The sequence below is a fragment of the Metabacillus niabensis genome (assembly GCF_020524345.1).
Taxonomy (GTDB): domain Bacteria; phylum Bacillota; class Bacilli; order Bacillales; family Bacillaceae; genus Metabacillus; species Metabacillus niabensis_B.
On the sequence record NZ_JAIVLH010000006.1, the window covers coordinates 58,130 to 82,608 of the forward strand.

Sequence of the window (24,479 nt, forward strand, 5' to 3'; positions counted from 1 at the left end):
TAGGATTAGCCGCTTTTTGTCGTAATTGGGACAGGGGGACAGGTACCGTGTCCCGTAATAAAATGGAAAATCGGGACGAGGAACCTGTCCCTCCGTCCCAAACACCTCTTGCGCAGTTGCATTTGGTTCTTTATACTATTAAAGTTAAAGGAAATGATGGGAAGGGAGTGTCGATATGTCAGAAAGCACGCCTATTCAAATCCATGTTTTATCTGAAATCTGTAAAGAGCATGAACAAGATAAAGAAATAATTGAAATGAACACAACAGGAGAGCAATTTCTAAAGGGTAACACTGTTTACCTGCGATATGGTGAAGATCATGAACTTGGATCTGTTAAAACGACAGTGAAAATCGTACCTGGAGAAGTCATGGTCATGCGATCAGGGGCCGTTACAATGAAACAGCGGTTCATTCAAGGACAAAAAACGATGACAGATTATGCGACACCTTTTGGTAAACTTCAGCTTGAAATCAACACCAACTCATTAACAATAGATAAAACAGAGCTTGAAGATAGGCTCGTTATTTTATATGATTTGCAAATAGACGAAAAAGAGAAACATGTACATAAGTTGATGATCACATACAAGGAGGATAAAAAATGAACATCGTTGAGCAAGTAAAAGAACGGTTAAAAGAAGAAATTAAAGCGGCCGTCATAAAAGCCGGTTTAGCAGAAGAAGCACAGATTCCCGAAGTATTATTAGAGCTTCCTAAGGAAAAAGCACATGGAGATTACGCTACTAACATGGCGATGCAGCTGGCACGTGTCGCAAAGAAAGCTCCGCGTATGATCGCAGAAGATATTGTGGCAAATTTTGATAAGCAAAAAGGCTCTATTGATAAAATTGAAATCGCTGGTCCTGGTTTTATTAACTTTTATATGAACAATAGCTATTTAACGGATTTGATTCCATCCATTCTAAAAGCTGGCACAAGCTATGGTGAAACGAATGTGGGCAACAGTGAAAAAGTACAAGTTGAGTTCGTTTCGGCAAACCCGACCGGTGACCTTCACCTAGGTCACGCACGTGGAGCAGCTGTTGGTGATTCATTATGTAATGTATTAGCGAAAGCAGGCTATGATGTATCCCGCGAATATTACATTAATGATGCAGGTAACCAAATCAATAATCTGGCTCTATCTGTTGAAGCTCGTTATTTACAAGCTTTAGGAAAAGAAACGGAAATGCCTGAAGATGGCTATCATGGAGAAGATATCATTGGCATCGGGAAAAAGCTAGCAGAAGAGTACGGCGATAAATTTGTTGAGCAATCAAGTGAAGAGCGTTTAGCATTCTTCAGAGAATACGGCTTAAAATACGAAATGGCAAAATTAAAACAGGACCTGGAAGAGTTCCGTGTACCTTTTGACGTATGGTATTCAGAAACATCTCTTTACCATAACGGGAAAATTGACAATGCTCTAGCAGCATTAAAAGAAAAAGGCCATATCTATGAAGAAGAGGGAGCAACATGGTTCCGTTCGACAACGTTCGGTGATGATAAGGACCGTGTATTAATCAAAAACGATGGCTCTTACACCTATTTAACACCAGATATCGCGTATCACAAGGACAAGCTTGACCGCGGCTTCACAAAGCTGATTAACGTATGGGGAGCAGACCACCACGGTTATATTCCACGTATGAAAGCTGCCATTGAAGCGTTAGGCTATGGCAAAAATACACTTGAAGTGGAAATCATTCAACTTGTTCACCTATACAAAAACGGTGAGAAGATGAAAATGAGCAAACGTACGGGAAAAGCTGTCACAATGAGAGACTTAATCGAAGAAGTTGGCCTTGATGCAGTACGTTATTTCTTTGCGATGAGAAGTGCGGACACACATATGGACTTTGACCTAGATTTAGCGGTATCTAAATCAAACGAAAACCCGGTTTATTACGCGCAATATGCTCATGCACGTATTTGCAGCATGCTGCGCCAAGGGGAAGAACAAGGACTTTCATATGAAGAGAATCTAAAATTAGATGAAATCACTTCTGAAAAAGAATTCGACTTATTGAAAAAGCTTGGAGAATTCCCGCAAGCTGTCACAGAAGCTGCGCAAAAACGAATTCCTCACCGTATTACAAATTATATTTATGACTTGGCATCCACACTACACAGCTTCTACAACGCTGAAAAAGTATTGGATCCTGAAAATACAGAAAAAAGCCGTGCAAGACTTGGGCTAATGAAGGCAACACAAGTAACACTACAAAATGCGTTAACAATTATTGGGGTATCTGCTCCGGAAAAAATGTAAAAGAAAAACTCAGATGCTGGGAGGCATCTGAGTTTTTTAAGTACGCATGAAATGCGTCGAATAATGTCTAATAGTAAATAAATTTCAATTATCGAAAATAAAATCTCAGAATCGTAAATAGTCAGTCCGAAATCGTAAATACACCACTAAAATCGAAAATAAATCCCAAACTCGGCCTAGCCCGAGTACAAGCTACCACTGAATCGTAGCCCCACCAATCCGTTTTACCCCGCGAACCCTGGAGATGTCCTCACAAAGCTTCAGTGCCGCTTTATCTTTTTGCTTCGCTTCAATCATGAAATCGACATCAACATTCATTTCTTTCAATACCTTCAATAAAGGCATTAAAAAATCAGCGTCTACATAATCAGCATGGCTTCGAAATTCCTTCTCAGACTTAGGGGAAGAAACATGAATTTTAGGGTGCAGCCCAACCCATTCCCATGTTGGGAAGATCTTAGGAAGCAGCTCTTCAACCTTTTCATCCTCTTCTTTATTCGCCATAAAGTGGTGGTAATCAAAGAGAAGCGGTATGTGCTCCTTCTGGCAAATAGTCAATGTCTCCGAAGTTGTATAGGTTTTATCATCATTTTCGAGTGTCATTCTCTTTTTGATATGTACAGGCAAGCTTTTTATGTTTTGATAGAAGCGCTCTGTTGCTTTTTGTTTGTCCCCATAAGCACCGCCAACATGGATGTTAATAATGGCTTCATCCGCAAGACCCATTGCGTCCAGAACATCATAATGATAAGACATGTCGCTAACAGCATTTTCAGTAATATGCTTTTTATCACTCGTAAATAGTGTAAATTGGTTTGGATGAAAGCTTACACGCAGCTTATATTTTTTCACCAGTGACCCAATTTCCAAAAGAAGTTCCTTAAATGGTGTCCGATAATCCCAAAGCACCTCAGGGTGTGTCGCTAATGGAACAATGGATGAGGATAGACGATAGACCCATATTTCGTGGGCAATATTGTAGTGTAGCATCCGTAATGTATGTTCCAGGTTTTGCTTTGTGACATATAAAAGCTGGTCATGCCGCTCTTGTTCGTCGAGTTTTTTCCATCGAGTAAACGTTAGGGATTTAGCAGGGGAGCAGTCCCAAAGGGAAAGTGCATGTGATACATATCCAAATCGAATAATCATGGGACTCCTCCTTTGCTGATATTTCTATAAAAAATGAGCCACTAATGTAGCAAACACCTCTTTTATCCGCTGAAAAACCGGTCTCTTTTGATACTTCTCATATGTTAATAATTGTGAGCGACGAAAATCTGTGTAAACAAACTGTTTGATCTCTCCAATTAACCTTTTATCGTAAATTAAACAGTTCATTTCATCATTTAAATAAAAGCTTCTTTTATCAAAGTTTGCTGTCCCAATATCACAAAAATGGTCATCAATCATAATCATCTTGGCATGATAAAAACCATGGTAAAACTGATAAATTTCACATCCTGCTAACAGAAGGGGGCGGAAGTAAGGAAAAGATGCTTCCTTCACTAACGGATGATCTTTATTCATGGGTACTGTAATCTTAATCTTTACCCCTCTTGATAAAGCAGCTAACAATTCATTGAGTATTTTTTTCCCGGGAATAAAATACGGAGAACATATGATAATTTCATATTTTGCGTCTTGGATAAATGAGATAAAATGTTTTTCCAGGTTTTCACCATAGGTTGAAATAAACATTTGGGAGCTTTTACCTGCAACCTGTATTGGAAAATACCGCGTTTCCTTCAAGTCATTTTCACCTGTTGAATCAAACCAATCCGTTAAAAATTGCGTCTGTAAATCTGTCACACCTTCACCTGTTAATTTAAGATGAAAGTCTCTCCAAAACCCAAGCTTTGGATCTTGTCCAATGTATTCCTTACCAATATTAAAACCGCCTAAATAGCCGATTACACCGTCAATAACGGTAATTTTTCGGTGATTTCGGGCTTGAAGAGTGTAAAAAAGAAACGGAAATTTCGGCTTATGAGTGTAAACAACCTTCACACCCTTTTCTTTTAAAAGGTTCATTTTATTTTTTGTTAATTTAGAGCTGCCAACATAATCAATAAGAAGTCTGACTTCAACACCCTGACTCGCCTTTTCACCTAAAAGAGACAGGAACTCATGGCTAATCTGATCATTTTTTATGATAAAGAATAGCACATGAACACTTTTTCGGCTATTTTTAATGTGTTCAAACAAGTCTTTGTATAAAGAATCGCCATCGGTGTATAAGGTAATATCACTATTTCTAGGTGGATATTGTGCATATTTAGACTTAAGAAGATGACTTTTTCGCCCAAGGTGATAATCGACAATACACCAACAAATAATCGCCACTATGATAAAGCTCAAGATGAAAAATAGTTTCAACCCGCATACCTCCTAGCAGCTTCCTGCACCATTTCATAATAGGTTTTGCGCAACTTCGTATTTTTATGTACATGGCATATTCCATATAGAATAGAATACATTGTACAAAGAAACAAAAGGTATTGACTGAATGCTCATTCATTTATTATGATAAGAGTATAATGAAATGTCTTTTATTAAGAAAAAAGTAAGCGCCTTGGTCAGCCTCAGGCAAATAAGACGCAAATGAATAGCAGACGTTTCTTTGTCTTCAAATCATTTGTGGCTAGACCCTAGAGGCAGGTATTAAAGCGACGTCCTGTGATTCGGGCCTAGGCGCTGGAGCTTGGCAGTAGGGGAAAAGACATAGACCGCAACAAATGGGAGATTGGGGGAAACAAAAGTGGATGCATTATTATGGATTAATTTTGTAGCATTTTTAATTGTAACCGCTTACGCAATTCATCTTTTTGTTTATTTAATCCGCACGAGGATGGCGTACATCAAGCTTGGAAAAAAGGTTGAATTTGATGGGAAAGTGAAGGAGCGGCTTGAAAAAATATGGGTGAATGTATTTGGTCAAAAAAAGCTGTTAAAGGATAAAAAGAGCGGAATGATCCATGTGATGTTTTTCTATGGTTTTATTCTTGTTCAATTCGGGGCGATTGACTTCATTATCAAGGGCCTTATGCCGGGAGCACATCTACCGCTTGGACCACTGTACACGGCTTTTACATTTTTCCAGGAGATTGTCACATTTATGATTTTAGTGGCAGTTGTCTGGGCATTTCATCGCCGCTATGTTGAAAAGCTTGTACGATTAAAAAGAGGCTTTAAATCAGGGCTTGTTTTACTTTTTATCGGTGGACTTATGCTTTCGGTGTTACTGGGTAATGGAATGGGACTCATTTGGCATGGTCATGATCTTACTTGGTCTGAGCCGCTCGCTTCTTCTTTTGCCTATATCTTGGGATTTGTAGGGGAAACCGGATCAATTGTTATTTTCTATATTGCTTGGTGGGTTCACTTACTGTTTTTATTAACATTTTTAGTATATGTACCTCAATCAAAGCATGCACACTTAATTGCAGGACCGGCAAATGTGTATTTTAATCGTACAACAAACCCGGGGAAGCTTGAAAAAATCGATTTTGAAGATGAAACAAAGGAAACCTTTGGAGTTGGAAAAATTGAGGAATTCACTCAACCGCAATTAATTGATTTATATGCCTGTGTAGAATGTGGCCGTTGTACAAATATGTGCCCGGCAACAGGAACAGGAAAAATGCTGTCCCCAATGGATTTAATTATTAAACTGAGAGACCATTTAACCTTTACAGGTGCCGCCGTAACGCAAAAGCAACCATGGGTACCGGCCGTTGCATTTAGTAACACAAAGGGAAATCAAATTGCAATGATGGCATCAAGCTCCGGTGCACAGGAATCTGCGGCTACCACTTCGGGATATCACGCTTCTTTAATCGGAGATGTGATTACAGAAGAAGAGATCTGGGCTTGTACGACATGTCGTAATTGTGAAGATCAATGTCCTGTAATGAATGAGCATGTTGATAAAATCATTGATATGCGCCGTTATCTTGTGCTCACAGAAGGGAAAATGGACGCAGATGCACAGCGTGCGATGACGAATATAGAACGCCAAGGAAATCCGTGGGGGCTTAACCGTAAGGAAAAAGAAACATGGCGTGAAGCTCGTCCCGATGTGATCGTTCCTACAGTGAAAGAAATGAGCAAAGCGGGAGAAGAGTTCGACTACTTATTCTGGGTTGGTTCCATGGGATCATATGATAATCGCAGCCAAAAGATTGCCCTATCTTTCGCCAAGCTCTTAAATGAAGCAGATGTGAAGTTTGCAATTCTTGGCAACAAAGAGAAAAACTCGGGAGACACTCCGCGCCGTTTAGGAAATGAATTTTTATTCCAAGAGCTTGCAACAAAAAATATCGATGAATTTGTGAAAAATGATGTGAAAAAAATCGTCACGATTGACCCTCATGCTTACAATATTTTTAAAAATGAATATCCGGATTTCGGTCTTGAAGCTGAAGTATATCACCATACCGAATTACTTGCTGAGTTAGTGGCATCAGGAAAGTTAAAACCAACACTGCCGGTTAACGAGACGATTACCTTCCATGATTCCTGTTATTTAGGAAGATACAATGAAGTGTATGATGCACCAAGAAATATTTTAAAAGCAATACCTGGTGTTAAGCTTGTCGAAATGGAACGAAATCGTGAAAAAGGCATGTGCTGTGGTGCAGGCGGAGGCTTAATGTGGACGGAGGAAGATACAGGAAGCCGCATCAATGTCGCAAGAACAGAGCAGGCATTGGCTGTTAACCCGTCTGTTATCAGTTCTGGATGTCCGTACTGTTTAACAATGCTAAGTGATGGCACGAAGGCGAAGGAAGTGGAAGAAGCCGTGGGCACCTATGATGTAGCAGAACTATTAGAAAAGTCGATTTTTGGCGAACGAAATGAGCAAGTTTCATAGACATTTTCAAAGATTGATAAGCTAAAATAAAAAGAGGGGGGGCATACCCCTCTTTGCCTTGAAGAAAAATTGAGCGAGCGTTCAGTCAAAGTTGTAAGCGTTTACTAACATCGAAGGGGAGTTTATATATGGTGAAAACAGTGATTTTAAGTGGAGTGAGAACACCGATTGGAAAATTTGGTGGAGCATTGTCAACATTAACAGCCGCAGAACTAGGCGGAATTGCGATAAAAGAAGCACTATTAAGAGCAAAGGTTAGAGCTGAAGATGTACAAGAAGTGATTTTAGGAAATGTCCTGCAAGGCGGGCAGGGACAAATTCCTTCACGCCAAGCCGCACGAGCTGCAGGCTTACCTTGGAATGTGAAAACAGAAACTGTGAATAAAGTGTGTGCATCCGGTTTGAGAAGTGTCACAATGGCTGACCAAATCATTCGTGCCGGTGATGAAGAAGTGATCGTCGCAGGCGGGATGGAATCAATGAGCAATGCACCCTATATCATGCCAAAGGCAAGATGGGGCTTAAGAATGGGTGATCATCCAGTCAAGGATTTAATGATTCATGACGGATTAACTTGCAGCTTTACTGGCGTTCATATGGGGACATACGGAAACAGCACCTCAAAGGAGCTCGAGATTACGAGAGAACAGCAGGATGAGTGGGCATTAAGAAGCCATAAGCGGGCAGTTGCTGCCCAAGAGTCAGGGATACTGGCAGAAGAAATCATTCCTGTATCAGTTCCACAACGAAAGGGAGATCCAATCATCGTGGACAAAGATGAAGCACCGCGAAAGGACACATCAATCGAACGTTTAGCTAAGTTGTCTCCCGTTTTTGACCATGACGGAACAATTACAGCCGGAAATGCCCCGGGAATAAATGATGGAGCAGCTGCCCTTGTTCTTATGAGTGATGAAAAGGCTCAAAAAGAAGGCAGAGAACCTCTTGCAACCATTTTAGCTCATACAGCCATCGCAGGTGAGGCAGAAGACTTTCCCAAAACACCTGGACTTGTCATTAATGAACTATTAAGGAAAACAGGAAAAACGGTTGAAGATATTGACTTATTTGAAATCAATGAAGCTTTTGCGACAGTGGCATTGGCTGCAAACCAATTGGCAAATCTTGATCCTGAAAAGGTCAATGTAAATGGTGGAGCAGTAGCGCTCGGACATCCGATCGGTGCGAGCGGAGCGAGAATTCTTATTACTCTTATTCACGAATTAAAGCGAAGAGGCGGAGGAATTGGGATTGCGGCAATCTGCTCAGGTGGCGGTCAAGGTGATGCGATTATGATTGAAGTTTAATAGAGATTAATCAAGTTAAATTAAGGAGGGTTTCGATGACAATTCAAAAAATCATGGTGATCGGCGCAGGGCAAATGGGTTCAGGGATCGCCCAAGTTTGTGCAATGGCAGGCTATGAAGTTGTTCTTCATGATCTAAATGAGGAAATCGTCCATAAAGGTATCAACTCCATTAAAAAACAGCTTCAAAAACAGGTGGAGAAGGAAAAGCTAACAAACAGCGAAAAAGAAGAAATCATTCAAAGACTAAACTTTTCCTCAACTCTTGATCATGTGAAGAAAGCAGATCTAATCATTGAAGCAATTATCGAAAAAATGGAAGTCAAAACCAGTCTATTTGAAAAACTGGATCAGTTGGCGAGTGAAAAGACGATTTTAGCAACAAACACCTCGTCATTGCCGATCACAGAAATTGCTGCCGCAACAACCAGGCCTGATCGTGTCATTGGCATGCACTTTATGAATCCTGTTCCGGTCATGAAGCTGGTTGAAATCATTCGGGGATTAGCAACATCAGATGAGGTGTATGAGCAAATTGAAACCGTGACAAGGAAACTTAATAAAACACCTGTTGAGGTTCAAGACTTTCCGGGATTTGTGTCAAACCGGATTTTAATGCCAATGATTAATGAGGCCATTTTTACGGTGTATGAAGGTGTAGCAGAGCCGGAAGCGGTTGATGAAGTAATGAAGCTTGGCATGAATCATCCGATGGGACCGCTAACCCTTGCTGACTTTATTGGCTTAGATACGTGTCTTTATATTATGGAAACTCTTCTCGAGGGCTTCGGTGATGATAAGTACCGACCATGTCCATTACTAAGAAAATACGTAAAAGCAGGGTGGCTCGGCCGAAAATCAGGCAGAGGATTTTATCAGTATTCGTAATACATCTGATATGACCAAAGGGGTGGGCATCTATGAATGTGGCGTTAACAGATGAACAAATAATGTTACGAAAAATGGTGCGTGATTTTGCCAAAACAGAGGTAGAGCCGTTTGTTGAGAAAATGGAGCAAGGGGTATTTCCTAGAGCAATCCTCAACAAAATGGCGGAATTGGGATTGATGGGAATCCCGGTTCCAAACAAATATGATGGAGCCGATCTGGATTTTACCTCTTATATGATGGTTATTCATGAACTGGCAAAGGTAAGTGCAACATTGGCGGTTATTTTATCAGTTCATACGTCGGTTGGAACGTATCCGATTTTGTCGTTTGGCACGGAAGCGCAAAAAGAAAAATACGTAAAAAAGCTGGCGCGAGGTGAGCATTTAGGAGCCTTTTGTTTAACAGAACCGGGATCAGGATCTGATGCGGCAAGCATGAAAACAAAAGCTGTCAAAAAGGGGCAATTTTATGTGCTGAATGGATCAAAGATGTTCATTACAAATGGCGGGGAAGCAGACACCTATATCGTGTTTGCCAGAACAGGGGAAGAGAAAACGAGTACCAGCATCTCTGCGTTTATTATTGAAAAAGATACACCCGGTTTAATTATCGGCAAGGATGAACACAAGATGGGCTTAAATGGATCGAGAACGGTTCAGCTTATCTTTGAAGATGCACAGGTTCCAATTGAAAACCTTCTTGGACATGAAGGGGAAGGCTTTAAGATTGCGATGGCAAATCTTGATGGCGGCCGAATTGGCATCGCCGCACAGGCATTGGGCATTGCGGAAGCAGCACTTGAAAAAGCAGTACAATATGCCGGGGAGCGAAAGCAATTTGGCAAGCCAATTTCTGCTCAACAGGGTATTTCTTTTAAGCTTGCTGACATGGCGACAAATGTGGAGGCGGCGAAACTATTAGTCTATCAAGCAGCTTGGTTAAAGGACCAGGGCATGCCTTGTGGAAAGCAAGCAGCAATGGCCAAATTATTTGCTTCCAAAACGGCAATGGACGTCACAACAGAGGCGATACAGGTGTTTGGAGGATACGGCTATACAAAGGATTACCCTGTTGAACGGTATTTCCGTGATGCAAAAGTATGTGAGATCTATGAAGGCACAAGTGAAATCCAACGAATCGTCATCAGTAAACATCTATTAAAAGAACGATAAATTAAGCGGTAACAAAGGGGAGAGCACAATGTACTTTAAGCTATCTGAAGAACATGAAATGTTAAGAAAAACAGTTCGGGATTTTGCGAGAAAAGAAGTTGAACCAACAGCAGCTGAACGAGATGAACAAGAGCGATTTGATAGGAACATTTTTAAGAAAATGGCGAACCTGGGATTAACCGGTATTCCCTGGCCTGAGGAATATGGCGGAATCGGAAGTGACTATTTAGCTTATGTGATTGCAGTTGAAGAGCTCTCAAGGGTATGCGCATCAACAGGTGTGACATTATCAGCTCACACATCACTGGCGGGGTGGCCGTTATTTAAATTCGGCACAGAGGAGCAAAAACAGAAATATTTAACACCAATGGCACTTGGAGAAAAAATTGGTGCTTACGGATTAACAGAGCCCGGTTCAGGATCAGATGCCGGCGGAATGCGCACACATGCCAGGGAAGACGGAGATCACTACGTATTAAATGGATCAAAAATCTTTATTACAAACGGTGGAATTGCCGACCTTTATATCGTTTTTGCCATAACGGACCCTTCCAGTAAACATAAGGGCACAACCGCATTTATTATTGAGAAAGACTTTGAAGGCTTTTCTGTCGGTAAAAAAGAAAGCAAGCTGGGCATTCGTTCCTCACCAACAACAGAAATTATCTTTGAAGAATGCAAAGTGCCAAAGGACAACATATTAGGTCAAATTGGGGAAGGATTTAAAATTGCGATGATGACTTTAGATGGCGGTAGAAACGGAATTGCCGCACAAGCAGTAGGAATCGCACAAGGCGCACTGGATGCAGCAGTTGCCTATGCAAAGGAACGTGAACAGTTCGGCAAGCCCATTGCCGCGCAGCAGGGAATTAGTTTCAAGCTGGCTGATATGGCGACAAGCATTGAGGCAGCACGTCTGTTAACCTATCAAGCCGCATGGCTCGAATCAAAAGGACTTCCATATGGAAAAGAATCGGCTATGTCAAAGCTCTTTGCAGGAGACACAGCAATGAAGGTCACAACAGAAGCTGTCCAAGTATTCGGAGGCTACGGCTATACAAAAGACTACCCTGTAGAACGCTACATGAGAGACGCAAAAATCACCCAAATCTACGAAGGAACCCAGGAAATCCAGCGATTAGTTATTTCTAGAATGCTAACAAAGTAGATTTTATAAGTCCTTAGTGTTTGTTGCTTTAGAAATCTTATTTCAAAACAAGAGTGAAATGGAGCGGAAGACACTCGACTCCTGCGGGAAATGAGGAAAGGCTTAGAACCCGCAAGCGAAGCTGAAGGACACTCAGCTTCCTCCCCGCGGAAAGTGAGTGTCTGGAGCGCAATGGAACGAACTATTTTTACCGTTAACTATTTTAAAATCAACAAAGTATGCGAAAGTGTCAATGTTAGGTGGGAAACGCAGATGAAAAAACGAGAAGTTGTCGCATCTGTAAAAGATGAAAAATTAATTGAAAAACGCAGAGAGCAAATGATCAAGGGTGCAGTAACCCTTTTTAAAGAAAAAGGATTTCACAGAACAACAACAAGAGAAATTGCCCGGGCGGCTGGCTTCAGCATCGGCACATTATATGAATACATCCGACAAAAAGAAGATGTGCTGTACCTAGTCTGTGACAGGATTTATGACCAGGTCCACATCCGTCTTGAAGAAAATCTTGATACAAAGCAAGGAACAATCGAAAGCCTCAAGCAGGCGATTGAAAACTACTTTAAAGTCATGGACGACATGCAGGATGAAGTCCTTGTCATGTACCAAGAAGCAAAATCTCTTTCAAAAGATGCTCTGCCTTATGTATTAAAAAAAGAAATTGAAATGGTCGGGATGTTTAAACACATTATTGATTGCTGTGTGAAAAATGGAGAGCTCACACTTTCGGAAAAAGAATCTGAATTAATTGCCCATAACATCTTTGTGCAAGGACAAATGTGGGGCTTTCGCAGATGGGCTCTCCAAAAAATATATACAATTGATGACTATATTGAGCTGCAAACCAAGGTGATTTTACAAGGGGTAGGAGAGAAACAGAACGAACAAAGGGGTGATTAGATGGTAGTAGCTAATAGGTATAAGCCAACACATCATATTCGATTTGTCACAGCTTCAAGCTTGTTTGATGGTCATGATGCATCAATCAATATTATGCGGCGGATTTTGCAGGCAAGCGGAGCAGAAGTGATTCACTTAGGACATAATCGTTCTGTAGAAGAAATTGTCTCTGCTGCTATTCAAGAGGATGTCCAAGGAATTGCGATTTCTTCTTATCAAGGAGGACATGTTGAATTTTTCAAGTATATGTATGATCTGCTGCAGGAAAAAGGAGCAGGACATATCCGCCTTTTTGGTGGGGGAGGCGGGGTGATTATTCCCAGAGAAATAAAAGAACTTCACGAGTATGGAATTGCGAAGATTTTTTCACCTGAAGATGGCCGTGAGCTTGGGTTACAGGGGATGATTAATTACATGTTAAAGGAATGTGATTTCTCGCCAATAGGGTCAGATGATGTAGAGGTCAATCAGCTAACATCTGGGGATATAAAAACAGTTGCAAAACTGATATCCTATGCTGAAGCAAAAATTTCACAGCAAGCATTACCTGAAAACGTAGCACCTATTTTCCAGAAAATGATCTCACAAACTAAGAACATACCCGTTCTAGGTATTACGGGAACCGGTGGAGCGGGGAAAAGTTCCCTAACAGATGAATTAATCAGACGGTTTCTTAATGAAATAGAGGATATTCGAATTGCTATTTTATCTGTAGATCCTACAAAGCAAAAAACAGGGGGAGCTCTACTCGGGGATCGAATTCGGATGAATGCCATTTTCTCACCACAGGTTTTTATGAGAAGTTTGGCAACTCGTCAATCTAAATCAGAAATTTCCCTTGCGATTCACGATGCAATTTCAATTGTGAAGGCAACTGGATTTGATCTTGTGATCGTGGAAACGAGTGGAATCGGTCAAGGAGATGCAGAGATCGCCGAGATTTGTGACCTTTCAATGTATGTGATGACAAGTGAATTTGGTGCACCATCTCAATTAGAAAAAATCGACATGCTCGATTATGCCGATTTGGTTGTGATTAATAAATTTGAACGCAAAGGATCAGAGGACGCAAAGCGCCAAGTACAAAAGCAATATCAACGCAGCCGGATGCTGTTTGATAAACCTATAGATGATATGCCCATTTTTGGCACCATTGCAAGCCAGTTTAATGATCTGGGAACAAACACGTTGTTTGCTAAAATTTTAGAGTTGATAAATGAAAAGTCGGGCTTGAACTGGCAGTCAACATTACCTGTCATAAAAGAAGTTGAAAAGCAAAATGTCATCATCCCGCCAGAACGGAGATATTATCTAAGAGAAATTAGTGAAACCGTCAGAAACTATCATCATCATGCAGAAAAGCAAGCAGATCTTGCCACAAAGCTTTTTCAAGTAAAAGGAACGATTGAAGCTTTAGCAGATCATGAAAAAAATGAGGAAGTGGTGACTTCATTACGGGCACTTCAACGTAAGCTTGAACAGCAGTTGACACCACAATCAAAGGAATTGCTGGCTAATTGGTCGGACTTAAGAGATAAGTATGCACAAGCTGAATTTACAACTGTTATTCGCAATAAGGAAATGGCCACAAAGCTACGTACGACTTCACTTTCCGGTCTCTCAATACCAAAGGTTTCACTACCAACATACAAAAATGATGGTGATATTTTAACTTGGTTATACAAAGAAAATGTACCAGGAGCTTTTCCGTTTACTGCAGGAGTTTTCCCATTTAAACGAGAAGGTGAGGATCCGAAAAGACAATTCGCAGGTGAAGGCACACCTGCACGGACAAACCGGCGTTTTCATTATTTATCAAAAGACGATTCAGCAAAGCGTCTGAGCACAGCCTTTGATTCTGTGACATTATATGGTGAAGATCCTGCTTACCGCCCTGATATTTACGGGAAAATAGGTGAAAGCGGTGTGAGTGTATGTACGCTTGAAGATATGAAAAAGCTGTATGAAGGCTTTGATTTATGCGCACCATCCACCTCCGTTTCGATGACAATTAATGGTCCGGCTCCAATTATTTTAGCGATGTTTATGAACACAGCGATCGATCAGCAGGTGAAAAAGAAGGAAGCTGAGGTTGGCCGTGCTTTATCTGATGAAGAGGTAAACGAAGTAAAAGCGTACACCCTTCAAACCGTGAGAGGTACAGTTCAGGCTGATATTTTAAAAGAAGATCAAGGTCAAAATACATGTATTTTTTCAACGGAATTTGCCTTAAGGCTTATGGGAGACATTCAGCAATATTTTATTGATCACAATGTGAGAAATTACTACTCAGTGTCCATCTCTGGGTATCATATTGCGGAAGCCGGAGCAAATCCTATTTCTCAGCTCGCTTTCACCCTCTCAAATGGGTTCACGTATGTAGAATATTACCTAAGCAGAGGGATGGATATAGATTCCTTTGCACCAAATCTGTCGTTCTTTTTTAGTAATGGATTGGATCCGGAATATACTGTCATCGGCCGGGTGGCCCGAAGAATTTGGGCTACGGTTATGAGAGATAAGTATGGCGCAAATGAACGAAGTCAAAAATTAAAGTATCATATCCAAACATCTGGACGATCCCTGCATGCACAGGAAATAGATTTCAATGATATTCGTACAACACTGCAGGCATTAATGGCTCTTCATGATAATTGCAACTCTCTCCACACAAATGCCTACGATGAAGCCATAACAACGCCAACAGAGGAATCGGTTCGTCGTGCGATGGCGATTCAAATGATCATTACAAAAGAGCATGGATTAACCAAAAATGAAAACCCTCTTCAAGGATCATTTATCGTGGAAGAATTAACAGACTTAGTAGAGGAAGCTGTCCTTCAGGAATTTGATCGAATCAATGAACGCGGCGGTGTGCTGGGTGCAATGGAAACTCAATATCAACGTGGTAAAATTCAAGACGAATCAATGCACTATGAAATGAAAAAGCACACTGGAGAACTGCCGATCATTGGAGTTAACACCTACTTAAATCCAAATCCGCCAACTGAAGAAATGATGGATACAATGGAACTTGCCCGTGCATCAAAAGAGGAAAAAGAAACCCAAATTCAAAACCTTAAAATCTTCCATCAAACACATGAAAGCGAGGTAAGCGAGGCATTATCAAAATTAAAACAAACTGCCATTCACAACGGAAATATATTTGCAGAACTAATGGAGACAGTAAAAGTAGCAAGCCTTGGCCAAATTACACAAGCACTATACGAAGTCGGCGGACAATATAGACGGAATATGTGATGTAAGGAGATGCGGGATAGGTGAGATCCCACAGGTGTTTACGCCGAGGAAGCTCACCGCCCGCCCCACAGAAAGCGAACAACCTGGAGCTGCAATCAACCAAGCACAATACAAATTATTCTAGCAACAAAGTTAACAAATTTAGATAAGTTGATAACAACCAAATTTTTAGTTGATAAAGGTGGCATAAACCGCTAGAAATTGTTTATAATGAATGGTATGATTTGTTAGGTTTATTTTGTACATAATCTTGTTTGTATGGCTTTCTTACCCTAATGCTAGAAGGTTAAGAGGTTAGCCGATAGATATTGATGACCTTGAAAGGGAGTGCCGGAACTTGAGTCTAAAACAATTAACAGACGAACAAATAAAAGAAATGGCAATGGTAGAAGTTGCCTATGAGCTTTTTGAAGATAGCAAAAAGCCTTATATTTTCAGTGAGTTAGTAGAGGAAATAAAAGGATTACTAGGTTTAACAAAACAGCAAGTTGAAGATAAAATTGCACAATTCTATACAGATATTAACATTGATGGCCGCTTTATTTGTGTAGGTGAAAACATGTGGGGATTACGCACTTGGTACCCATATGAGCAAATTGAAGAAGAAATTGTACCGGTCGCTAAACCGAAGAAGAAAAAAGCTAAGAAGTCTGATGATGATGAAGATCTGGATGATGTATATGATGAGCTTGAAGAAGATCTTGATTATGATGATCTAGATGACTTCGATGACACAGATGAAGACGAAGAGGAAGATTTCGATGATCTGGATGACGCAGATGATGATGACGATCTAGATGATGATGATCTCATTGACGATGATGATGAGGACTATGATCTAGACGACGAAGAGGATGAAGACGAAGAGGACGATTTAGACGACGACGAAAAATAAAAGGAAATCGTCTTGACTTTCTATTTCTAACTAGGTAGAATCTATTTTGGGCTCTTAAAAAAGCAATTGTTTTATCAATTACACAATTACAGCTCCCTTTCAAATGGTTTTGGAAGGGAGCTTTCTTATTTTATACTATCAGAACGTATAAGATTTTATTGATGATATAAGAAAAACTAAGGCTTTCACCATTAGGACTTGGCGATAAGCCAAGTTTTTCTAATATTTTTAAGTAATGCTTCTATATTATTGGTTTTTCAGATGAACCCATTTTATGTTCTTAAATGATTTCTTCATCTTTTGTACAAAATAATAAACATACAAGCTTCTGAGGGGGAAGACCATGACAAAGTATATTTTTGTAACAGGTGGCGTTGTGTCATCTCTAGGAAAAGGGATCACAGCAGCATCACTGGGTAGACTATTAAAAAATCGCGGCATGAGTGTAACAATTCAAAAATTCGACCCGTACATAAATGTTGATCCGGGAACAATGAGCCCATACCAGCATGGGGAAGTGTTTGTTACAGGTGATGGCGCTGAGACTGACTTGGATTTAGGTCACTATGAGCGTTTTATTGATGTAAACTTAACAAAATTCAATAACGTAACAACAGGAAGAATTTATTCTACTGTCTTAAAGAAAGAACGTCGCGGTGATTATCTTGGAGGAACTGTTCAAGTTATTCCACATATCACAAATGAAATCAAAGACCGTGTTTTCCGTGCCGGAAAAGAAACAGGTGCGGACGTTGTTATTACTGAAATCGGTGGAACAGTCGGGGATATAGAATCTCTTCCATTCCTTGAAGCCATCCGCCAAATTAAAAGTGACATCGGCCGTGATAATGTCATGTACATCCACTGTACACTTGTTCCTTATATTAAAGCTGCAGGTGAACTAAAAACAAAACCAACACAACATAGTGTAAAAGAATTACGCAGTTTAGGAATTCAGCCAAATATCATCGTTGTTCGTACAGAAATGCCAATCTCTCAAGACATGAAAGACAAAATTGCGTTATTCTGTGACATCGATACAAATGCAGTTATTGAATGTCGTGACGCGGAAACTCTTTACTCTATTCCTTTAGATTTACAAGAACAAAACCTGGATACAATTGTTTGTAACCATTTAAAATTGAACTGCAATGAGGCAGACATGACAGAATGGAAAGAGCTTGTAAAACGTGTAACAAGCCTATCCAAAAAAACAAAAATCGGCCTTGTAGGGAAATATGTTGAACTGCAGGATGCTTATATTTCTGTTGTTGAAGCATTACGCCATGCGGGCTATGCATTCGATTCTGATATTGAAATCAAATGGGTAAATGCTGAAAGTTTAACACAGGAAACAGTGAAAGATGAATTATCAGATGTTGATGGTATCTTAGTACCTGGCGGGTTTGGTGATCGTGGAGTAGAAGGAAAAATCCTTGCTACAACATATGCTCGTGAAAACAAAGTGCCGTTCTTAGGCATTTGCTTAGGTATGCAGGTTGCATCAATCGAGTATGCACGTAATGTACTAGGGTTGGAAGGTGCAAACTCATCTGAAATTGATCCAAACACCAAATACCCTGTTATCGATCTTTTACCTGAACAAAAGGATATTGAAGATTTAGGCGGAACATTACGTCTTGGTTTATCTCCAAGTAAGCTTCAAGAAGGTACACGTGCATTTGAAGCATATCAGGATGAAGTAATCTATGAGCGTCATCGTCACCGTTATGAATTTAACAACGAATACCGCCAAGCAATGGAAGACGCAGGCTTTGTTTTCTCAGGAACAACTCCTGATGGCCGCTTAGTGGAAATCGTAGAACTTAAAGATCACCCATGGTTCGTGGCATCCCAATTCCACCCGGAATTCACATCAAGACCAACAAAACCACAACCATTATTCCGTGACTTTGTTCAAGCATCATTAACAGCAGCAGAAAAATGATAAGTCATATAAAAACTACCCTCGTACCTACTATTAATCAGTGGGACAAGGGTAGTTTTTTTATTTTTGAGCTTCTATTGAAAAATGAGTTCATATATTTAATTTCTTTAGAATAGTTGTTTTAGCAAGGAATAAATTAAAAAATATGTTGAATCGAGTGGAAGATTCTAAAAAGATTTATAGAAGAATAATATCGCTATATATTATTACTGTAAGGGCTTTAAAAACGGATTGAATAATACAATAATTCATAGTAATGTTTAGGTAGCTAGTGAACTAATTTTTCAACTTTATTAAAAACAACAAATATATGAAAGTGGCCGAAAGATCATAATAGAGGGAATGCGATGAATCTAACGATAAAAGATATTGCTGAAATGGCCGGAGTTTCTCCGGGTACTGTTTCGAAAATCATCAATAACTACAGTGGCATTAGTGAAAACACAAGAAAAAAAGTCATGGACATTATCAAAGAGACCGGGTATCAGCCCACCTTTTTTGCTAAAGCCTTAGCGACGAAAAAATCCAATTTAATCGGGCTTATACATGCAGGAAAAGTAAATGTGGATTTCACTCATCCTTTTTTTAATGAAGTCGTCACATCCTTTAAAAAAGCGATTGGATTATTGGGCTACGACATTATCATGTTTTCAAATGAACAAATATCCATAGATCATGGAAGTTATCTAGCGAGATGTCGACACTTTCATGTAGATGGTTGTGTCATTATCTCTGGGGAAGATATCGAGGATGATATTTATGAGCTTGTTAGGGAAGGTATCCCAAGTCTTGGGATTGACTTAGAGCTACAAGGATCTAAAGCAAGCTATGTTATGAGTGATAATGTAAACCTTGCCAGAAAGGTTGTTCAACACTTTTACGGACAAGGAATTCGTGAACTTGGTTTTATCGGGGGAAGAGAGCATTATCTCATTACCGAGCTGCGTGAAAAAGGATTTAAAGATGCCATGGATCAACTAGGGATTCAAATCACTCCAAAATGGTTTCAATACGGTGATTTTAAAGAAGAGAGTGGCTATGTTGCAATGAACAAGATGCTTGAAGACACGACATATCCGAAAGCAGTTTTTGCGGCTTCTGATTTAATGGCTTTTGGAGCGATTGCGGCGATTAAAGAAAAAGGATTGCGTGTACCTGAAGATATATCAGTTATTGGATGTGATGACATCGATGCATGTCGTTACAGTAGTCCAAAGCTTTCAACAGTTAAGCAAAATAAAGAACAATTAGGAAAGCTTGCTGCTCATATGTTACATGATTTAATTCACGGTAAAATAGACTTAAAACCTGTTTTTATTGATACGGAACTCATTATAAGGGAATCTAGTAAAAAATAAGGTCAGCTCATCATGGGCTGATCTTTTTTAGTCTGAGAAAATATAGTCGAGGAGATTGCTGGAATTTAAGGCTATCTACAGCTTTCATGGATTAAATAAATAGACATAATCATTCTCATGAAACATGCTCATTTCGTTTCCTATTCTAGTACAGAGTAAGTCTTTTTACTTATTTCTAAGAAACTGATTATATATCTTGAAAAGCATCTTGTATATCATTCCTATTAAAAGTATTCTCGTCATTTCATAAAATATGAGCGCTTTCATGAGGGGGGGGTAATCTTTTATTGTATTACCACCTGAAGTCTTTTTAGTTATTTTAAGGAGGTGATGTTATAAGGAAAAGAGATGACGATTGATTATAGTAGAAAGCATATATAAATACTATTTGAGGGAGGGAATCGTTTGAAATTTAAAAGCGGAATAATCTGGCTGGTGATAATATCATTTATTGCGTCATCGTTCCTATTTGGGGTAAATACATTAGGGCATGCAGCAGAAATTGATTCTATACCAAATACAACAAGAAATGTTAAAGACTACGACAATAGTTATCTTTCAGTAACTGGTTACGCATCATTAGGGGTAAATGACCGAAGCCACTACATGGATACTACTTATTATCGGCAGGTTAAAACTGAAAGAGAGTTTTTGCAGGCGATTTTGGATGCTGAAAAGGGAAGTGTGAAAGTCATTGAAGTAGCGAAAAATCTAAACCTGGGATGGAAATCATTAAATTTAAGTTCAGAAGAAGCTAAAAAATACCGGTTTATAAGAAAATATCGGGATCCTATGAACGGATTTACAAATCCGAAGTTAGCTGCATCAGGTGTTTCTCAACTAGACATAAATAATGTAGATGGGTTAACGATTTTTTCAAAAAAAGGTAAAACAATTAGAAGTGCAGAATTTAAACTTCAAAGATCAACGAATGATATTGTGATAAGGAATTTAAATTTTGATGGAATGTGGCAATGGGATGACACTGGAAAACATAAGGAAGTTGGCTGGACATTTATTAAAATAAATGGGGCGAATAATGTTTGGATTGACCATTGTAAATTCACTATTGCAGCAGATGGATTGATTGACACTGAGAATGGTGGTTCAAATATTACCATCTCTTGGTCTGAGTTCGGATTACCTGCAAATGAAAATCCACCAGAAGATAGTGATATTTATCAATCGATTCAGTTTATGGAAGGAAAATATGCCGCAAATGAGCTCAATTCTGATAGTGTCTACTATAAAATGCGCAATGGCGGTGCGACCAAAGAACAGATCATGGCGTATGCCGCCTACCACAGCAAGGTGCACTTAAATGGTTCTGGAGATAAAGACTATGTGAATTATGTGAGTGGCAGTGGTACAGAGATAAAGGATGGCAACCAAAGAATTCGGTTAACACTAGCATATAACCGTTATACCAATATTGGGCAGAGAATACCCATGATCCGCCAAGGTACTGGTCATATGTACAACTGTTACCTTGATAACTCAACTCACTATGATGTATTGGAGAATGTAAGTGCTATTGCTGAATACGGGACTGATACTCTGTCACGAGCACTTAATGCAAGAAATGGAGCTTCTATTGCAGCAGATACCTGTGTATTCTATGGGATTAACGAGCCAATTACAGGTGCTGAAATTCAAGGATTAGATACTACAAACATGGATGAACAATGGGCTGAGCTATTTCAAAGCGCTTATAACAGAAATTTAATAGTTAATTCCCACATAACAAATAAATATGGGACTTATACAGGTAGCAGCTGGGACAATAATGGTGAAAATCTATTCAATAAAGGATTTACATGGTATGACAAATCAACGATTGGAAATTGGGCATGGTCATCACATATTGTTGGAAGTGAAAATATGAGTAAAGAGAATCCGCCTTCTGATCCCTTCACCTTCGAATATCCATTTAACGAGGAGTTACCTTATACGTATAATGTGCTTCCATTAAATAGTGTTGTGGCAACACTTGAAAACTATGCAGGGGCAAATAAAGTTAACCTGAGTCCGATAGGTTGGTTAAAAACTGTTGATAGTTCTAAGAAAATTGAAGAATGACTAGAGATTTTTTCTGTACAGCGAACTGGCGTGTATATTGAACAAGAAGGAAAAGGGTGGGACATATTAGATTGATTAATATGTTCCACCCTTTATTTTTTACATATTTAATAATATTTAACTTTAAATGATTAAAGTATAAGAAAGACATCGGCTCCCGCCATTCTTGGCGGTAAGTCGTGTTTTTCTAATGACTTCTTGTTGATTTACAAATTATTAAAATTTTTCTAAAAATCGACATAAAATCCTCTATCTAAATAAGACCTTTAGAATTATAATATTCTAGATATTATATAAATAATCTTAGGGGGAAAGGGAATGAAACGTTTACTATCGGTTCTTTTGGGGGTTTTACTTGGACTTGGACTTTTGCCTGTTTCAACTTTTGCTATTGAGTCAAACGAACCTGAATTTGAAAAGTTCTTAAAGGATATTGGTTGGGACAAGCAAGAATATATCATTTATATTGAAAGCAAAGATTGGTATTTAATAGATTTTGAGTCTATTGATGAGCTTGGAACCCCTCTTACGGAAGAATCTATTCAACCTGTACTAGAGAGATTTGAACTGACTCGTGATGAGTTAAATGAGCTTCTTGTCGAATATGGTGATATTGAAGAAGGGCAGGATGTATTAGATGGAACCTATATTATATTTGAAGAGGAACTTCTTGAATATGTTGATTTTTATTTAAATGGCATGGAAGGAACTCCGATTGATGAAGAAAACCTTCAGATTCTTCTTGACGATTATGGTTTTGACTCAAAAGAGGATCTTGAAAAGTTTTTAAATGAAAATGAAGATTCTATTGAAAATTATGAATATATTGAAGATCTAGAGTTGGCTGTTGACTTTTATGTAAACGGTGACGAGTATTTAGACGAAATTTATGGACTTTTTACAGAGATTGGTCTGACGGATGAGGAAGTTGAGAAACTGTTTGCTCATCTTGAAACGCTCGATTTTGAAGATCCTGCTTTTTTAGAAAAACTGATCGAGCTTAGCGATAGAATGGTGGCGTTTGAAGATTTTGAATCTGCTGAAGAACTATCAGCTGAACAAATCGCAGAGCTTTTTGATATTTTTAGTGACATGCTTGATCTTTTCCAAATTGAAACAAAGTATTATCTTGTTAAAGACGGTGAAAAACAAGCCGTGTCATTTGAAACTTTGATGACAATGGATACAACAAACGGTTATGATCTGTTAATTGAATTATATAACAAACAAGGCGAGTTTCTTGCTGATATACTGTTAACAGCCGACATGTTTGGCTCCGAATTAATTAAGGAAACAGGAAAAGACATTAAGCAAGCAGAGGAAATTGTAACAGAGAATCAAAACGTATCTAAAGGACCAGAAACGGTGAAACCATCTGTTAAAACAGTCAAAGGAGGCAAGCTGCCAAAGACAGCTTCCGACCATGCTGGAAATGCTATAGTTGGACTTGCACTTGTTGTAGTTGGTTTGGGGATATTCCGACGTGTAAAAGCTAAAGGGATTTCTTAAATGAGAAGGACAAGAAGTAGAAAAAGCAAGCGGAGCAAACGCCCAAAACGTTTGCTTCTTCTTTCTATATCTGTTTCGTTCGTTTTGTTTGGATTGTGGTTTGGAAGTACAAATGCTTATACTTTTTTAAAAGGCTATCTTCTTTTTAAAACAGGTCAAGTTAATGCCGAGAACAATAAAATAATATCAGATTTGATTGAAACTAATGAGGAGGAACAAAATAAAGAGCAAGAGCAGAAACCTCTTTACCTGAAACCTCCTGAAAAGGGAGAAAATATTGGGGAGCTTATTATTCCAAAATTAGAGGCAAAGCTTCCAATCTATCACGGAACAGCTGAAGAAGAATTGGAAAAAGGAGTTGGTCATTTCGCAGGTAGTGTTCTGCCTGGTGAAAAAGATAATTCCGTCCTATCAGGGCATCGCGATACAGTGTTTCGTAAGCTTGGTGAAGTTGGAAAAGGTGATCTATTAGTTGTTAAAACATCCGCAGGAGAATTTACGTATAAAGTGAAGAAGGTACGTATTGTTGACAAGGATGACCGAACAGTCATTGTTCCGAAACCAAGAGCAACACTAACTGTTTCTACATGCTATCCGTTTGATTTTATCGGCGCATCACCAGAGCGCTATATCCTCGTCGCAGATCTAATTTCATCCAAATAAAAAGCAATTCCCTTGGGAGTTGCTTTTTGTGTGACGGGCAGTCACAGAGTGATAAGTTAATTATCACTCTTATTTTCTTTTCTGACAGAGACGTCATTTTGGTGAAACGACTGGTTGAAGGAAACGAATGAAAATCCCAAATGGTGGAAATTCATTCCTGAGGAGACTGACCTAGCTCGGGAAAG

Annotated in this window: 17 protein-coding genes; 15 read left to right on the plus strand and 2 right to left on the minus strand. The window is 39.3% G+C overall.

Annotated features, from left to right (window positions below; translation table 11 throughout):
• Positions 1-175: 175 nt before the first annotated feature.
• Complete coding sequence (locus LC095_RS09200) at positions 176-607, plus strand: DUF1934 domain-containing protein (protein ID WP_226527912.1); 432 nt, start codon at positions 176-178, stop codon at positions 605-607.
• Positions 604-2,274, plus strand: coding sequence for an arginine--tRNA ligase (argS, locus tag LC095_RS09205; RefSeq protein WP_226527913.1), 1,671 nt, complete (start codon positions 604-606; stop codon positions 2,272-2,274). Before LC095_RS09200 ends, argS begins: the two co-directional genes overlap by 4 nt.
• Before the next feature lie 192 nt (positions 2,275-2,466).
• Here argS and uvsE read toward each other — a convergent pair whose 3' ends face one another.
• On the minus strand, positions 2,467-3,423 hold the full coding sequence (gene uvsE / locus LC095_RS09210) for a UV DNA damage repair endonuclease UvsE (protein ID WP_226527914.1): 957 nt from the start codon (positions 3,421-3,423) through the stop codon (positions 2,467-2,469).
• Between the two features lie 24 nt (positions 3,424-3,447).
• Positions 3,448-4,650, minus strand: coding sequence for a cardiolipin synthase (gene cls / locus LC095_RS09215; protein WP_226527915.1), 1,203 nt, complete (start codon positions 4,648-4,650; stop codon positions 3,448-3,450).
• Positions 4,651-5,032: 382 nt separating this feature from the next.
• Here cls and LC095_RS09220 point away from each other — a divergent pair, with 382 nt between their 5' ends.
• The 13 genes from LC095_RS09220 to LC095_RS09280 all read left to right on the plus strand — a co-directional run bounded on the left by LC095_RS09220 (position 5,033) and on the right by LC095_RS09280 (position 24,294).
• Positions 5,033-7,147 carry a (Fe-S)-binding protein gene (locus LC095_RS09220; protein ID WP_226527974.1) on the plus strand — a complete coding sequence of 705 codons (2,115 nt, stop codon included), beginning with the start codon at positions 5,033-5,035 and terminating at the stop codon, positions 7,145-7,147.
• A 128-nt stretch (positions 7,148-7,275) separates the two neighbouring features.
• Entirely contained in the window at positions 7,276-8,454 is a 1,179-nt protein-coding gene (locus LC095_RS09225; RefSeq protein ID WP_226527916.1) for an acetyl-CoA C-acetyltransferase, read from the plus strand.
• Positions 8,455-8,489: 35 nt separating this feature from the next.
• Positions 8,490-9,341, plus strand: a complete 852-nt coding sequence (locus LC095_RS09230; RefSeq protein ID WP_226527917.1) for a 3-hydroxybutyryl-CoA dehydrogenase — start codon at positions 8,490-8,492, stop codon at positions 9,339-9,341.
• A 32-nt stretch (positions 9,342-9,373) separates the two neighbouring features.
• On the plus strand, positions 9,374-10,516 hold the full coding sequence (locus LC095_RS09235) for an acyl-CoA dehydrogenase (RefSeq protein WP_226527918.1): 1,143 nt from the start codon (positions 9,374-9,376) through the stop codon (positions 10,514-10,516).
• 28 nt (positions 10,517-10,544) lie between these two features.
• On the plus strand, positions 10,545-11,684 hold the full coding sequence (locus LC095_RS09240; protein WP_226527919.1) for an acyl-CoA dehydrogenase: 1,140 nt from the start codon (positions 10,545-10,547) through the stop codon (positions 11,682-11,684).
• Positions 11,685-11,936: 252 nt separating this feature from the next.
• Positions 11,937-12,581, plus strand: coding sequence for a TetR/AcrR family transcriptional regulator (locus tag LC095_RS09245; RefSeq protein ID WP_226527920.1), 645 nt, complete (start codon positions 11,937-11,939; stop codon positions 12,579-12,581).
• On the plus strand, positions 12,582-15,842 hold the full coding sequence (icmF, locus tag LC095_RS09250) for a fused isobutyryl-CoA mutase/GTPase IcmF (protein WP_226527921.1): 3,261 nt from the start codon (positions 12,582-12,584) through the stop codon (positions 15,840-15,842).
• 337 nt (positions 15,843-16,179) lie between these two features.
• The gene (gene rpoE / locus LC095_RS09255) at positions 16,180-16,737 is read left to right on the plus strand and encodes a DNA-directed RNA polymerase subunit delta (protein ID WP_226527922.1); all 558 of its coding nucleotides are present in this window, start codon (positions 16,180-16,182) and stop codon (positions 16,735-16,737) included.
• Between the two features lie 343 nt (positions 16,738-17,080).
• Positions 17,081-18,685 (plus strand): CTP synthase, encoded by a 1,605-nt coding sequence (locus LC095_RS09260; protein ID WP_226527923.1) that lies wholly within the window; start codon positions 17,081-17,083, stop codon positions 18,683-18,685.
• Positions 18,686-19,032: 347 nt separating this feature from the next.
• Positions 19,033-20,043 (plus strand): LacI family DNA-binding transcriptional regulator, encoded by a 1,011-nt coding sequence (locus LC095_RS09265; protein WP_226527924.1) that lies wholly within the window; start codon positions 19,033-19,035, stop codon positions 20,041-20,043.
• A 405-nt stretch (positions 20,044-20,448) separates the two neighbouring features.
• On the plus strand, positions 20,449-22,122 hold the full coding sequence (locus tag LC095_RS09270; RefSeq protein WP_226527925.1) for a hypothetical protein: 1,674 nt from the start codon (positions 20,449-20,451) through the stop codon (positions 22,120-22,122).
• A gap of 318 nt (positions 22,123-22,440) precedes the next feature.
• Positions 22,441-23,631 (plus strand): processed acidic surface protein, encoded by a 1,191-nt coding sequence (locus LC095_RS09275; RefSeq protein ID WP_226527926.1) that lies wholly within the window; start codon positions 22,441-22,443, stop codon positions 23,629-23,631.
• Positions 23,632-24,294 (plus strand): class D sortase, encoded by a 663-nt coding sequence (locus tag LC095_RS09280; protein ID WP_226527927.1) that lies wholly within the window; start codon positions 23,632-23,634, stop codon positions 24,292-24,294. It abuts the gene before it with no gap.
• Positions 24,295-24,479: the final 185 nt, after the last annotated feature.